The sequence below is a fragment of the Plantibacter sp. VKM Ac-2876 genome (assembly GCF_015350715.1).
In the GTDB taxonomy this organism is placed as follows: Bacteria; Actinomycetota; Actinomycetes; order Actinomycetales; family Microbacteriaceae; genus Plantibacter; species Plantibacter auratus.
In genome coordinates, this window is sequence record NZ_JADKSI010000001.1 from 191,651 (window position 1) to 205,534 (window position 13,884).

Annotated in this window: 16 protein-coding genes; 7 read left to right on the forward strand and 9 right to left on the reverse strand. The window is 69.8% G+C overall.

What is annotated here, in order from left to right:
- Window positions 1-53: 53 nt before the first annotated feature.
- Entirely contained in the window at window positions 54-911 is an 858-nt protein-coding gene (locus ITJ62_RS00850) for a DUF4097 family beta strand repeat-containing protein (RefSeq protein ID WP_137242313.1), read from the forward strand.
- A complete protein-coding gene (locus ITJ62_RS00855; protein WP_194599321.1) occupies window positions 908-1,537 on the forward strand; it encodes a PadR family transcriptional regulator in 630 nt (209 codons plus the stop codon). Before ITJ62_RS00850 ends, ITJ62_RS00855 begins: the two co-directional genes overlap by 4 nt.
- An 87-nt stretch (window positions 1,538-1,624) precedes the next feature.
- Here ITJ62_RS00855 and ITJ62_RS00860 read toward each other — a convergent pair whose 3' ends face one another.
- Complete coding sequence (locus ITJ62_RS00860; protein ID WP_229940073.1) at window positions 1,625-2,131, reverse strand: septum formation family protein; 507 nt, start codon at window positions 2,129-2,131, stop codon at window positions 1,625-1,627.
- Between the two features lie 261 nt (window positions 2,132-2,392).
- On the opposite strand from ITJ62_RS00860, the gene ITJ62_RS00865 reads away from it, so the two are divergent.
- Together ITJ62_RS00865 and ITJ62_RS00870 are read left to right on the forward strand one after the other, a co-directional pair.
- Entirely contained in the window at window positions 2,393-4,396 is a 2,004-nt protein-coding gene (locus ITJ62_RS00865) for an APC family permease (protein ID WP_085511822.1), read from the forward strand.
- Between the two features lie 59 nt (window positions 4,397-4,455).
- Window positions 4,456-4,746 (forward strand): hypothetical protein, encoded by a 291-nt coding sequence (locus ITJ62_RS00870; RefSeq protein ID WP_079001460.1) that lies wholly within the window; start codon window positions 4,456-4,458, stop codon window positions 4,744-4,746.
- Between the two features lie 39 nt (window positions 4,747-4,785).
- On the opposite strand, the gene ITJ62_RS00875 is transcribed toward ITJ62_RS00870, so the two are convergent.
- Genes ITJ62_RS00875 through ITJ62_RS00890 form a run of 4 tightly spaced genes read right to left on the reverse strand, consistent with a single transcriptional unit; the run spans window position 4,786 to window position 6,707 of the window.
- Window positions 4,786-5,166 carry a CrcB family protein gene (locus ITJ62_RS00875; protein ID WP_194599322.1) on the reverse strand — a complete coding sequence of 127 codons (381 nt, stop codon included), beginning with the start codon at window positions 5,164-5,166 and terminating at the stop codon, window positions 4,786-4,788.
- On the reverse strand, window positions 5,163-5,540 hold the full coding sequence (locus tag ITJ62_RS00880) for a CrcB family protein (RefSeq protein ID WP_194599323.1): 378 nt from the start codon (window positions 5,538-5,540) through the stop codon (window positions 5,163-5,165). The genes ITJ62_RS00875 and ITJ62_RS00880 overlap by 4 nt, the downstream gene beginning before the upstream one ends.
- Before the next feature lie 53 nt (window positions 5,541-5,593).
- A complete protein-coding gene (locus tag ITJ62_RS00885; RefSeq protein WP_194599324.1) occupies window positions 5,594-6,118 on the reverse strand; it encodes a universal stress protein in 525 nt (174 codons plus the stop codon).
- Window positions 6,119-6,122: 4 nt separating this feature from the next.
- Entirely contained in the window at window positions 6,123-6,707 is a 585-nt protein-coding gene (locus tag ITJ62_RS00890) for an HhH-GPD-type base excision DNA repair protein (protein ID WP_194599325.1), read from the reverse strand.
- A gap of 207 nt (window positions 6,708-6,914) precedes the next feature.
- Between ITJ62_RS00890 and ITJ62_RS00895 the strand changes: the two genes are divergently transcribed.
- Both ITJ62_RS00895 and ITJ62_RS00900 read left to right on the forward strand, forming a co-directional pair.
- Entirely contained in the window at window positions 6,915-7,130 is a 216-nt protein-coding gene (locus ITJ62_RS00895) for a DUF3073 domain-containing protein (protein ID WP_064294210.1), read from the forward strand.
- 134 nt (window positions 7,131-7,264) lie between these two features.
- Window positions 7,265-8,434 (forward strand): 2TM domain-containing protein, encoded by a 1,170-nt coding sequence (locus ITJ62_RS00900; RefSeq protein ID WP_194599326.1) that lies wholly within the window; start codon window positions 7,265-7,267, stop codon window positions 8,432-8,434.
- A 69-nt stretch (window positions 8,435-8,503) separates the two neighbouring features.
- On the opposite strand, the gene purF is transcribed toward ITJ62_RS00900, so the two are convergent.
- The 3 genes from purF to ITJ62_RS00915 all read right to left on the reverse strand — a co-directional run bounded on the left by purF (window position 8,504) and on the right by ITJ62_RS00915 (window position 11,619).
- Window positions 8,504-9,961 carry an amidophosphoribosyltransferase gene (gene purF / locus ITJ62_RS00905; RefSeq protein ID WP_085511828.1) on the reverse strand — a complete coding sequence of 486 codons (1,458 nt, stop codon included), beginning with the start codon at window positions 9,959-9,961 and terminating at the stop codon, window positions 8,504-8,506.
- A 69-nt stretch (window positions 9,962-10,030) separates the two neighbouring features.
- Window positions 10,031-11,143, reverse strand: a complete 1,113-nt coding sequence (gene purM / locus ITJ62_RS00910; protein ID WP_194599327.1) for a phosphoribosylformylglycinamidine cyclo-ligase — start codon at window positions 11,141-11,143, stop codon at window positions 10,031-10,033.
- Entirely contained in the window at window positions 11,140-11,619 is a 480-nt protein-coding gene (locus ITJ62_RS00915) for a DUF2273 domain-containing protein (protein ID WP_194599328.1), read from the reverse strand. Before ITJ62_RS00915 ends, purM begins: the two co-directional genes overlap by 4 nt.
- A gap of 84 nt (window positions 11,620-11,703) precedes the next feature.
- Between ITJ62_RS00915 and zapE the strand changes: the two genes are divergently transcribed.
- Window positions 11,704-12,849 carry a cell division protein ZapE gene (gene zapE, locus ITJ62_RS00920; protein WP_194599329.1) on the forward strand — a complete coding sequence of 382 codons (1,146 nt, stop codon included), beginning with the start codon at window positions 11,704-11,706 and terminating at the stop codon, window positions 12,847-12,849.
- A 6-nt stretch (window positions 12,850-12,855) separates the two neighbouring features.
- On the opposite strand, the gene ITJ62_RS00925 is transcribed toward zapE, so the two are convergent.
- Window positions 12,856-13,860: an NAD-dependent epimerase/dehydratase family protein gene (locus ITJ62_RS00925; protein ID WP_194599330.1), complete on the reverse strand. Its 1,005-nt coding sequence runs from the start codon at window positions 13,858-13,860 to the stop codon at window positions 12,856-12,858.
- Window positions 13,861-13,884: the final 24 nt, after the last annotated feature.

Below are 13,884 nucleotides of genomic sequence, written 5' to 3' on the forward strand. Positions count from 1 at the left end.
CGTGAATTCCAGTTCAACGCGATATATCGCGATCACTCGGAAGGAACCGCACCATGGCACAGGAGAAGTGGATCATCGCTCCCGGCGAGAGCCGCATCATCGACCTCGAACTCGTGAGACGACTCAAGGTCGGCCTCATCGGCGGCCAGGTCGACATCATCGGACACGACGAGCCCGGCGCCCGCATCGAGGTGGGGGCCGTCACCGGCAAGGACCTCAAGATCACCATCGACGGCGACGTCGCCGAGATCGACCACCCGCAGCTGCGCTGGGACAACTTCCTCGAAGTGTTCTCGAACTTCGGCGCCAATCGCGCCACGGCCCAGGTCAGCGTGCTCGTCCCCCGCGACATCGCCCTGACGTTCGGCGTGGTCAGCGCCAGCGGACTGGTCGCAGGCCTCACCGCAGACGCCAAGCTCAACACGGTGTCCGGCGACCTCGTGGCCGACCGGATGACCGGACGACTCGACCTCAACTCCGTGAGCGGCGAGCTCACTGTCCAGAACCACACGGGTCGCATCCAGGCGCACACGGTCTCGGGCGACGTCACCGTCTCCGGCGACATCACGCGCGCCTCTATCGACGGCGTCTCCTCCGACCTGCTCCTCGACATCCACGGTGCGTGCGAGCAGCTCGACCTGAACACCGTGAGCGGCGCGATCACGGTCCGTCTCGACGAGGAACTCGCCGCACGCTACACGGCGAACTCGGTCGGCGGCCGCCTGGCGATCGACGGCGTCGTCCTCAAGGGACTGCGCGGTGGCGGGTACAACTCGCACACCGGCGCCCTGTCGGGACAGTTCGCCGAGGTGCGCATGAACACCGTCGGCGGCGCGGTGACCGTCCTCCGCCGCCCGGCCGCCGAGCCGGCGGGCGCGGCCACCACCGCAGGGAGCGAGGCAGGCGCATGAGCCCCGTCTTCGCCCACGGCAGCCTGCGGTTGTACCTCCTGAGCCTGCTCGAGGAGTCGCCGAAGCACGGCTACGAACTCATCCAGGCACTCACCGACCGGAGCGGTGGCACCTACAGCCCGAGCGCCGGCACCATCTACCCGCGCCTCGCGAAGTTGGAAGAGGAGGGACTCGTCACGAAGACGAGCGACGGCCGGAAGACCGTCTACGAGATCACCGAGGCGGGACGGGCGGAGCTCGCAGCACGGGCGGGCGAGCTCGACGGCATCGAGGATCAACTCACCGATTCCGTCCGCCGTATCGCGGACGAGGTCCGCAGCGGGGTCACGGCGGCCATGAAGAGCCTCCGGGCCGATCTCGCCTCAGCCGCGCGCGAGGCGAAGCAGTCCGCGAAGCCCGGTCCGAGCTGGACGTCGACCGCCGAGGAGAGCGCCGATCAGAAGGTGCAGGGTCGCCTGGCGCTCCACGAGACCGACGTGTCGATCAACGAGTTCCGCCAGGCGGTCCGAGCCGAACTCCGCGAGCACGTCGCCCGTGGAGGCGCGCTCGACGACGACACCGTCTCGGCCCTGCGTGCCGACCTCGTCGCCGTCCGCGACCGCCTGCGGGAGCGCCTGCAGGGCTGAGCGCCGCGACACGAAGGCAGAGACACGGAACCGCCCGACCCCTCACGGGAGTCGGGCGGTCCCGTCGGTGCTGCGCGTGCGGTCTACCTACCGTGCCGCGCCGGCCAGCGAGCCCGTGGTCGCCGCGGAGTCGTAGATCACACAGGTGACGAGCCGGTCGTCCACCCCGTTCCAGCTGGCCTCGGTCGGCGTGTAGTAGTTGAACTCGAGGCTGGAGTCCTCGTAGACGATCCCGACGAACGCCTGGAACTGCGCGTAGCAACCGTCGTCGGCCTGCTGCGTGACGGCCTCCTCGCCGGGCCACTCGTCGCCGGTCAGCGTGACCTCGCCGTACACCTCGTACTGGTGGGGCTCCGAACAGGGCACGGTCGGCACCTCCGTGACCTCGTCCGACGACGACTCGTCGTTCAGGCAGTCGCCGACCGAGAGGGTGAAGACGTCCGTCGTGCCTCCACCGACGATCTCGCCGGACTGCGCGTCCCGGGTCTCGGCTGGCTTCGGGAGGATGCCCTCCACGACACTGCAACCGGAGAGCGTCAAGGCCGCGGCGAGGGCGGCGAGAGCGAGCGGGAGGAGACGACGGCGAGCGGTCACGATGAGGGTCCTTGAGGTGGGTGGTCGATCACGAGCGACTGTCCGGGCTCACAGCCAGGCAACAGCCGTCGATCAGGATATTGGTCGACCATCCTGGTCCGCCACTCCCCCGCTCGATGAACACTGCGTCACGGTCGGGTGACGATGCCTGTCCATCCAGCTCATCCCCGCTTGACTCCGGTTCCCGAAGGAGTAATATCGCCGCTCGTGACAACTGAGGGTCGAGAGCCCGGGACAGAACCACGATCGGCAAAACGCTGGTTGATCGGGGACCCGCTGCCGACCGAGAACCTGGAGGGCCAGCTCCTCCCCAAACGGCTCGCACTGCCGATCTTCGCGAGCGACGCACTGTCGAGTGTGGCGTACGCGCCGCAGGAACTCCTCATGATCCTGACGCTCGGCGGGCTCGCCTTCCTGAGCTTCGCGCCGTGGGTCGCGGCGTGCGTCGTGATCCTCCTCGTCGTGGTCGTCGCGAGCTACCGGCAGCTCATCAAGGCGTACCCGTCGGGTGGTGGCGACTACGAGGTCGCCCACCGGAACCTCGGCGAGAAGGCCGGCCTCGTGGTCGCCTCCGCTCTCCTGGTGGACTACGTCCTCACGGTCGCCGTCTCGGTGGCCTCGGGCGTCGACAACATCATCTCCGCGATCCCCGGGCTGAACCCGTGGCGCGTCGAGCTGGCCGTCGGATTCGTCCTCGTCCTCATGGCCGTGAACCTCCGTGGCGTGCGGGAGTCGAGCAAGGCCTTCGCGATCCCCACCTACTTCTTCATCGCGAGCGTGCTCGTCATGATCGTCGCCGGACTCGCCCGCACGTTCATGGGCGACGCCCCGGTCGCGTCGAGCGCCGAGTTCACCGTGCAGGGTGAGAGCCTCACCCAGGCGGCGTTCATCCTGCTCCTCCTCCGCGCCTTCTCCTCTGGTTGCTCCGCACTCACCGGTGTCGAAGCGGTCTCGAACGGCGTCCCGGCGTTCCGTCGCCCGCAGATCAAGAACGCCCAGAAGACGCTGGTCCTCATGGGCGGCACCGCGATCGTGCTGTTCGTCGGCCTCACCGCGCTCGCCCTCATCTCACGCGTGCACTACGCCGAGAACGCCTGTCACCTCGAAGGGTTCGCGGACTGCGCGACGACGCCGCAGCCGAGCCTCATGGCCCAGGTCGCGACCGCGGTCTTCGGCGCGAACAGCATCCCGTTCTTCCTCATCCAGGCGGCGACCGCGTGCGTCCTGCTTCTTGCGGCCAACACCGCGTTCAACGGCTTCCCGCTGCTCGGCGCCGTCCTCGCACGCGACTCCTACGCCCCCAAGTCACTCAACACCCGTGGCGACCGCCTCGTGTTCTCGAACGGCATGATCATCCTGGGCCTCGCCGCGTGCGCGATCCTCGTCGTCTACCAGGCGAACCTCACCCAGCTCATCCAGCTGTATATCATCGGGGTGTTCGTGTCGTTCACCCTCGGCCAGACGGGCATGGTGAAGCACTGGCTGCGGATGCTGCGGGAGGGCTGCGACAACCGCGGCTCCGTCTACCGGGGCCTCGCGATCAACGCGTTCGGCGCCCTGCTCACGGCGAGCGTCCTCATCGTCGTGACGATCACGAAGTTCACCCACGGCGCCTGGCTCGTCTTCGTGCTCATGCCGATCCTCTTCGTCCTCATGCTCGGTGTGAACCGCTACTACCGCGACGTCGAGAAGGAGGTCGAGGTCGACCCGACCACGACCTTCGGCGCGACCGGAGACCACGCGATCGTCCTCGTCGGCAAGATGCAGAAGCCGATCCTCAAGGCGCTGGACTATGCGATCGCCGCCAAGCACGACAGCCTCGAAGCGGTCCACATGTCGATCGATCCGGAGGCCACGAAGCTGCTCGAGCAGCAGTGGATCGAACAGAACATCCACGTTCCGCTCGTCATCCTCGAGTCGCCGTACCGCGAGTTCGCGATGCCGCTCGCGAAGTACATCAAGGCGCACCGTGCAGAGCACGGCGCCGAGGTCGTGACGGTCTACATGCCGCAGTACATCGTCGGGCACTGGTGGGAGAGCCTCCTCCACAACCGGCGGGCGTCGCGGATCCGCAACCAGATCATGCTCGTCCACGGCGTGACCGTCGCCCTCGTGCCCTGGCTGCTCGACTCCTCGGAGCTCATCTACGGACGTCGGTCACGGCCGCTGCCCGGCCAGGAACGACGTGGCGAGATCGTCCGCGTCAAGAAGCCGATCGAGCGGAAACCGCACATCGACCGCAACACGGGGCAGCCCCGCTCCTGATCGGCCACGCGCTCCGGCGACGGCGTGAGGGAGTTGTCGCAGACTGACAGACTGGGGACATGTTCACCTGGGGTCTCTCGCTGCTGTTCCTCGCGGCCGTCTTCGGGACGCTGTCGATGGTCCGCCTCATCGCCGCGAACCCCGACTCGCCGCTGCCGATGTGGCAGGGCCGCCCGCAGCGGCTCCCGCAGTTCACGATCATCCTGCGCGGGCTGTCGGGCGGACTCGGCGTCTTCGGGGTCTTCCTGCTGTGGTCGGAGATCGGCTTCTGGAGCATCCTGCTGCTCGTCGTCGCCCTCGGGATCCCGATCGTGCTGAACCTCCGGCACAACCGCCGCTTCGAGGCATAGCCGCCATGTTCGTTCGCCCATCTTCGGGCGAACGGGCGGTCAGGCGAGGAGCGAACCGAGCCCGTAGCCGACCAGGGCTGCGACGACCGACGCGACGAGCATGCCCAACGCGTTCGTCAGTCCGGCCCGGGAACGTCCGTCGTGGAGCAGCCGGACGGTCTCGATACTCGCGGTGCTGAACGTCGTGTACCCACCGAGCAGGCCACCCCCGAGGACGAGCCGCCACGCCTCGTCGACGCCCCCGCCGAGGGCCAGCGCCGTGACGAGGCCGAGCAGCAGCGACCCGCTGACGTTGATGACGGTCGTGCCCCAGGGGTACGCACCACCCACGCGGGAACGGACGAGGCCGTCGACGACGAAGCGGGCAGCGGCGCCGACACCGCCGGCCGCCGCGATCGCGAGGAACAGCCAGGGGGTCATGAGCGGCCACCGCCGATCCGTCGAGCGAGGACGATGCCGCCCCAGCTCGCGAGGACGCCCAGCACGACGCTCCCCACCGCGTACAGCACTCCCACGAGCGCCCTCCCCTCGATGAGGAGGACACTGCTGTCGGCCGCGAGCGCGCTGTACGTCGTGAAGCCGCCGAGGACGCCGGTGCCGAAGAACAGGCGGAGATCGCGTCGACGGCCTACGTCGGGCCCGCGTCGGAGCAGCGACTCGAGGAGGAGACCGAGCAGGAAGGCGCCGACGACGTTGATGCCGAGGATGGCCACCGGGACACCACCGATCGGCGGGACCGCGAGGGAGATCGCCTCGCGGGCGCCCGTCCCGAGCGCGCCACCGAGCGCGACCATCGCGATCGTGGCGGGTTGGAGGTGCGGAGCCCGTGTCCCCGTCGGAGCCGCCGTCACCGCAGGTCGCCGGCGGAGGCGTCCCAGAGCGGTTCGTCGGTGGCGCTCGGCGCGAGTGGGACCACGATCACCGGACGCGCCTGCCGATGGGCCAGCGTCGCGGCGACGGAACCGTTGAAGAACTCGAGGATGCCCTTGCGGAGGCCCCGCTCCCGGGTCCCGACGATGATCGCCCGGGCGGACACCGAATCGGCGAGCCGACCGAGGGCACGAGCCGGGTCACCGGCGAGCTGGGTCAGCTCCCACACGACGCCGGTGTCGTCGAGGAGACGATGCGCCGTCGCCTCCAGGCCGGGATCGGCGGGCTCCGGGTCGAAGTCGTGCAGATCGGCGTCGAACGGCAACGACGTGACGGTGCCGTCGACGTTCTCGACCACGACGAACCGACTCGCGTCGACGTAGGCGAGGACGAGCCGGCAGGCGAAGGCCCGCGCGAACGACGCCGCCTCGACGAGCACGGTGTCGGGTTGCCCCGGTGTGACTCCGACCACGATCGCGGTGGCCCGCTGTTCTCCGCTCATGTCGTCACTCCCCCTTCGCGCGCTTCGCGGCGGCCTTGGCCGCCTGCTTCGCCGCCCGCACCTGCGCGAGCGACTCCGGGTCGACGATGTCGGCGACGGACCGGAGACTGCCGTCCTCGCCATAGGGCGCCGACACTTCCCGCCAGTCGGCCGCGTCGAGCCCGTACTGCTTGCCGAGGAGCGCGAGGAAGATCTTCGCCTTCTGCTCACCGAACCCCGGCAGGGCGAGCAGGCGCTTCAGGATCTCCGGGCCGTCGGGCGCGTCGCGCGTCCAGATCGCCTCCGCGTCGCCGTCCCAGTCGTCGACGATCGCGGCGCAGAGCCCCTGCACCCGGCCGGCCATGGAACCCGGGAACCGGTGCACGGCCGGACTCGTCTTGAAGAGGGAGGCGAACGCCTCGGGTTCTTCCCGCGCGATGGTGGCCGCGTCGAAGGAACCGAGGCGGTCGCTGATCTTCAGCGGTCCGGCGAACGCGGTCTCCATCGGCACCTGCTGATCGAGCAGCATGCCGACGAGGAGGGCGAGCGGGTCGGTCGACAACAGGCGGTCGGCGTCCGCATCTCCGGTGATGTGCAGGGTTCCGGTCATGGGTCCATCGTCCCACCACTCGGCGTCCTGGCCCAGCCCCGTTCCGTCGCGGTGTCGGCATCGGTGCCCGGCAGACCGTCCCCGTACGAGCGCCCCGTCCACGGGCGGCATGGTAAGCTCAACGCTAGTCTTTATCGTTCCCTGGTAGGCGAAAGCCCCGGACGCCCCGCAAGCGCGGCCGGTCAGAAAATCATGAGGGGGTCTCGCATGGGTCGTGGCCGTCAAAAGGCAAAGCACACGAAGATCGCTCGTGAGCTCAAGTCGTTCAGCCCGGACGTGAACTACAACGCGCTCGAGCGCGAGCTCACGGGGCACTCCGTCGACCACCCGGGCACGGGCGTCGACGAGAGCTACGACGACGAGATCGCCAAGTGGGCTGAATACGCCGAGAAGTACGCCGACGGTGAGGCGAAGGGCGCGTAGGCGCGCCCTTCCCACCGTTCCGGCGCGCGCCTGCATCGGCGGTTCGCCGTCGCTCCAGCACCTCACGGCTGGGTGATCTCTCAGACGAGTGTCGGCAAATGGAGTTCTCGCTGGGCGGAGACTAGCCTGGACGGATGAACACCGACGAACTCCGCGTTGCCGCCAAGAAGCGCCTGAAGGCGCAGCACGATTTCAAGCAGTTTCTCGCCGTCTGGGGTGCGGTCTCCGTCCTCCTGATCGTCATCTGGCTCCTCACCGGTGCCTGGGGATACTTCTGGCCGATCTGGCCGATCTTCGTGATGGGCATCGCCCTGGTCTTCGTCGGACTCGACGCCTACGGTCCGTCCAAGCACATCACCGAGGACGCCATCGACGCCGAGGTCGCGCGCCTCGTGAACCAGCAGCAGCAGCGCGCTGCCGCTCGCGAGGCCGCCTCGCAGCCGAACCCCGCGCAGGCACCGTACGCCGGTCAGAGCGGTTACGAGCAGCACCCGTACCAGGCGGGTCAGACCGGCCAGGCGCCGGTGTACGACCCCGCACAGTACGGACAGACGGCCGCCTACGACACCTCGCAGTACGCGGGTGGCCAGACCGGCGGCTACGGCACGCAGCAGACCCAGGGCGCCCAGGCCACGCAGCAGTACGGCGCCTACCAGGCCCCGTCGGCCGAGGCTCCGGCCTCCGAGGCTCCTGCAGCGGAGCCCACCTCGGACTGGGTGCGCGCCGCCGAGCCCACCCCGACCGAGCAGTTCGCCGCGGTCTTCTCCGGCACCGACCGCGCGCCCGAGGCCGCAGCCGCGCCGAACACGTCCGCCGAACCGGCCGAGTCGATCGTCCTGGAGTCGACGTCGACCGGCGACGCCGAGACCGTCGCAGCCGCCGCCGACGAGACCGAGGCGCGCCTCGCGAGCGACGAGACCGGACGCGACGAGACCGTGTCGGCCGCCGCACCGGCCGCGGCCGTGAGCGCGCCCCGCACCTCGACCAGCCGGTCGACGACGACGCGTTCGACGACGGCCCGGAAGCCCGCCGCCAAGACGACCACGGCGGCGACGGCCGCGGGGACCACCGTCCGCAAGACGAGTTCGACGCGCGCCACCACCGGTTCGACGACGCCGAAGGCCGCAGCAGCCAAGACCACGACGCCGAAGGCCGCAGCCACGAAGGCACCGACGACGAAGACGACGGGCGCCGCAGCGAAGCCGGCCACCGCGAAGGCACCGGCGAAGCCGCGCACGACGAAGCCGAAGGCGGCCCCCGCGGCCGCGCCGGCGCCGCTCGAGCAGCCCGGTACGCCGGAGTAGCAGTCGGTTCCTGAACGACGAAGCGCGCGAGCCCCTCGGGGCTCGCGCGCTTCGTCGCTCAGGCGGGGCTCAGGAGAGCTGTGAGCGCTCCACCCACTCGAGGTACTCCTCGGAGACGGTACCGGTGACGTACTCGCCGGTGAAGCAGCTCATCTCGAGGTCGCTGATGCCCGAGCCCTCGAGGATGGCGGCCTTCATGTCGGCGACCTCCTGGTAGATGAGGTTGTCGGCGCCCAGCTCGCGGGCGATGTCGGGGATCTTCTTGCCGTGCGCGACGAGCTCCTGGCGGGACGGCATGTTGATGCCGTACACGTGGGGGTAGCGGACCGGCGGTGCGGCGGAGGTGAAGGTCACCTTGTTGGCACCGGCGAGACGCGCCATGTCGACGATCTCCTTCGACGTCGTCCCGCGGACGATCGAGTCGTCGACGATGAGGATGTTCTTGCCCTTGAACTCCGAGCCCATCGCGTTGAGCTTCTGGCGGACGCTCTTCTTGCGCTGCGCCTGGCCCGGCATGATGAAGGTGCGCCCGACGTACCGGTTCTTGTAGAAGCCCTCGCGGTACTCGATGCCGAGCTTTTGGGCGACCTGCATGGCCGCCGGGCGGGAGGAGTCCGGGATCGGCATGACGACGTCGATGTCGCCCATCGGCGTGTACTCGGCGATGGTGTCGGCGAGCCGGTTGCCGAGACGCAGTCGTGCCTCGTAGACCGAGATGCCGTTCATGACGGAGTCGGGGCGCGCGAGGTACACGTACTCGAAGGAGCACGGCACGAGCCGCGGGTTCTTCGCGCATTGCCGCGAGTACAGCTCACCTGACGCGGTGATGAAGACGGCCTCGCCCGGGGCGATCTCGCGGACGATCTCGTAGCCGCCGGCTTCGAGGACGAGCGACTCCGAGGCGACCACCCAGTCGTTGCCGACCAGGCCCGTCTGGCGCTTGCCGAGGATGAGCGGACGGATGCCGAACGGGTCGCGGAAGGCGAGCAGGCCGTGACCGGCGATGAGGGCGATCGTCGCGTAGGAGCCCTCGACGCGCTCGTGCACGTTCTCGACGGCGTTGAACACCTGGTCGGGATCGAGGTCGAGGCCGCTGATCTGTCCCTGCAGCTCCGTCGCGAGGACGTTGAGCAGCAGCTCGGTGTCGCTCGTGGAGTTCACATGACGACGGTCGACGTGGAACAGGTCCTTGCTGAGCTCGCGGGTGTTCGTGAGGTTGCCGTTGTGGATGAGCGTGATGCCGTAGGGCGCGTTCACGTAGAACGGCTGCGCCTCGCTCTCGTTGGCGGCATCGCCCTTCGTCGCGTAGCGCACGTGGCCGAGGCCCATGTTGCCGAGGAGCGAGCGCATGTCGCGGGTGCGGAAGGCTTCACGCACCTGCCCCTTGGCCTTGACCATGTGGAAGGTGCTGCCGTCGGCGGTGGCGATGCCGGTGGAGTCCTGACCGCGGTGCTGGAGGAGCAGGAGGCTGTCGTAGACCTGCTGGTTGGCAGGCTCGGTTGAGACGATGCCGACGATGCCGCACATGCGTGGGGACTCCTTGGGGTTCGTGCTGGGCGAGTGACGGAACGGAGGAAGTGGGCCGGTGCGCTGCGACTAGTCGCGGTAGGCGCCGACGAGGCGGACGGCACCGCCGTCGACCCCCTTGGCACCCTGTTCGAACGCACTGAGGTCTGCGGCGTCGTCGCCGAGGTGCACGGTGCCGACCTGCCAGGTCGCGATCCCGTCGGCCTCGAGGGCGGCCGTGACGCCCTCGGCGACCGCCGGCGAGACGACGGCGAAGAATCCGACGCCCAGGTTCCAGGTGCCCTCGCTCGACTCGAGCGAGGATCCGGCCAATTCGCTCAGCGTCCGGAACACCGGCGACGGGCTCCACGTGGAGCGGTCGACCTCGGCCCAGGACCCCTTGGGCAGGACGCGCGCGAGGTTGGCGGCGATCCCGCCTCCGGTGACGTGGCTGAGCGAGTGGACGCCACCCGCGAAGGCCGGGGCGTCGAGCAGCCGCAGGAGGGGCAGGGTGTAGAGCCGCGTCGGCTCGAGGAGGGCCTCGCCGAACGTCGTGCCGAGGTCGTCGCTGTGGTCGGCGTAGCCGACGCCCGCCTGGGCGAGGATGTGCCGTACGAGCGAGAACCCGTTCGAGTGCAGGCCCGAGGACGCGAGCGCGAGGACGACGTCGCCGTCCTCGACGCGGTGCTCACCGAGGATGGCGTCCGCCTCGACCACGCCGGTGCAGGCGCCGGCGACGTCGTAGTCGTCGACCCCGAGGAGTCCGGGGTGCTCCGCGGTCTCGCCGCCGATGAGCGCCGTCCCGGTGTCGGAGCAGGCCCGGGCGATGCCCGCGACGATGGAGGCGATGCGCTCCGGGTGGACCTTGCCGCAGGCGATGTAGTCGGTCATGAAGAGCGGCTTCGCCCCGACCACGACGATGTCGTCGACGACCATGCCGACGAGGTCCTGGCCGATGGTGTCGTGCTTGTCGATGGCCTGGGCGATCGCGACCTTCGTGCCGACGCCGTCGGTCGACGTCGCCAGCAGGGGCCGACGGAAGGCCGTCAGCGCCGAGGCGTCGAACAGGCCGGCGAACCCGCCGAAGCCGCCGAAGACCTCCGGACCGTGCGTCTTCGCGACGGCGGCCTTCATGAGCTCGACGGCGCGGTCACCGGCTGCCGTGTCGACACCGGCCTCCCGGTAGCTGGTGGATGAGGTCATGACCGTCCTGAACCTTCTGCGATGGGTGGATTCGGGGGGCCGGACTCACCTGGCTCGGCACTGGCGGAACCGTTCGGTTCCGCGTCGGCCGCGGGGGTCCCGGCTGGATGCACGTCAACTCTATCCGCTGCGACGATCCGCGTCCGTCGCGCCATGGAGCGGTCGATGAGGAGACCGATGACGAGGGCGATCGCGCCGAAGACCACGACGCACACGAGCAGGAGGAAGCCGAACACCTGGGTGAGCGAGTAGTCGGCGCTCCCCGGGAACGCGAAGGTGAGGATGAGTGCGGCGATGATCCCGACGAAGGCACCGATGACGAGGAACCGCCAGTAGCGGGGCGACCGGCGCACCGAGACCGAACCGGAGGAGTACACGGTCGCGACCTCGGTGTCGGGCTCGGTCGAGGGCGTCGGACCGGTCGGTTCGGATGGGTGCTGAGCTTCCGGTGCTGGCTGCCCGGTGGCGTCTGTCATGCCTCCATTCTCCCCCACGATCCTGGGCATCGTGAACCGATGGTGAACGGCCGCGATCGAGATGCCGACGGGTACGATCGAGCGGTGGACACGACGGGGACCGAGACGACCGATCCCGCTCCGATCCCTCCCGACGACACCCTGCTCTCGGCGGTCGAGTCCGCCGCCGCCGACGCCGGGTTCACGCTCGAGCCGGAGCAGCTGGAGGTGGCGAGGCGTCTGGCGTCACTCCGGATCGCCGAGGATCGACCCGCGCACCTGTACCTGTGGGGTGCGGCCGGGCGGGGCAAGACCTGGCTCCTCGACGCGTTCTTCGCAGCGCTCCCGACGCATCGGAGGCGCCGCGTCCACTTCCACTCCTTCTTCCGTGGGCTGCACGCCGCGATCCACCGGGTCCGCACGGAGGCCGCCGACGCCGCCCGGGCGACGGGCGAGCCGGGCGCCGGGTCCCGCGCGGCGGCCGGAGCGGTGACGAACGCGGTCGAGCAAGCCGTCGACGAACTGCTGGACGAGGTGGATGTCGTGCTCTTCGACGAGTTCCAGGTGCACGATCCCGGCGACGGCGCGCTCATGATCCGACTGCTCGACGCGCTCTTCGCCCGACAGGTGACCCTCTTGACCAGCTCGAACTCCCGACCGCAGGACCTGCTGCCCGACCCGGCTTACCACCACATCTTCGAGCCCGGCATCGCCCTGATCGAGGCGAACATGCAGGTGCTCGAACTCGCCGGCTCGACCGACCACCGTCGCAGCTCCCCGGTCAGGCACCGCGACGGCTTCGCCCGTGGCAGCTGGTCCGTCGTCGGCGAGGCCGTGGACGCCCACCTCGCGGCACTCGGCCTCCACCGTCCGGGGCCGGGCGAGGCGACGACGCTGACGATCAGTGGCCACACGTTCCATGCAGCCGCAGCGCGCGACGGCGTCCTCTGGTTCGCCAGCGCCGAACTCATCGAGCGTCCGACCTCGGTCGGCGACTACCTCGCCTGGGCGGCGAACTACGACCGGTGGGTCCTCGACGCACTGCCCGAGTCCCACGCCCTCACCCGGGAGGCCCGCGCCCGATTCGTCCACCTCGTCGACGCCCTGTGCGATCTCGGCATCGAACTCCACGTCGTGGCCGCCACCGACCAGGAGACCTTCATGACCGATCCCGCCCTCGGTCCGGGCGGCTTCGCCCGCGACGCGGTGAGGACGCGCAGCCGGCTCGCCCTCCTCCGCGAGATCCGCTGACAGCCGTCAGCTCCCGGCGAGCACGGCCCGCTCGACGGCGCGGTCCAGTCCGACGACGGGCCGGTCCGGACGCTGCGGCGCCACGCCGCCGAGAGCCTGCAGCCAACTCCAGGTGTCGGCGACGGTCTCGGCGAGGGGACGACGACGGAGACCCGCCGCCATCGCACGCGAGACGTCGCCGTGATGCATCGCGTCGGCGTCCGGTCCGCTGGGGATCCAGACGGGTAGCTGGGTCCAAGGTTGGATCCCGGCCGCGAGCACCCGCTCCTGATCCACCCAGCGGAGGGTCGCAGCCGACCCGGTCGCGGCGATGCAGGCGTCGAGCAGCTCCCCCAGCGTCGTCGCCCGCGGCTCGCTCACGACGTTGAACGCACCACTCGCGCCCGTCGAACCGGCGGTGAGGAGGAAGGCCGCGAGATCCCGCGCATCGATGTACTGGATGGGGTCGGAAGCGGCGCCGGGGGCGAGCACCTCGCCTCCCTCGGCGATCCGGTCCAGCCACCAGGGAAGCCGCCCGATGTTCTCGTGCGGACCGAGGATGAGGCCGGCTCGCGCCAGGACCGCTCGATCGCCGAACGCCTGCACGGCGGCCAACTCACCGCCGCGCTTGGCACGGGCGTAGTCCGCGAAGCCGTCGTCGTGCGCCGACCCGTCGACGACCGGCGCGTCCTCGGCGGCGCCGGCGGGGAGCGGGTCGGCGTAGACCGAACGACTCGAGACGTACACGTAGCTCCCGACCCGGTCCGCCAGCAGCGCGGCCGCGTCGCGGACGGCGACCGGAGCCCACGACCAGGTGTCGACGACGACGTCCCACGACCCGGCCCGGAGCGCGTCGAGTCCGCCGGGCATCGTCCGGTCGCCGTGCAGCACGGTGACCGCATCCGACGGCGAGGAACGGTTCGTACCGCGATGGAAGACGCTGACCTCCCAGCCGGCGGCGACGGCCTCGTCGACGACCGCTCGCCCCACGAACTCCGTCCCGCCCAGGACCAACAGCCGATTCGTGCTCATGCCTCCATCACAGCGCACGAGGCG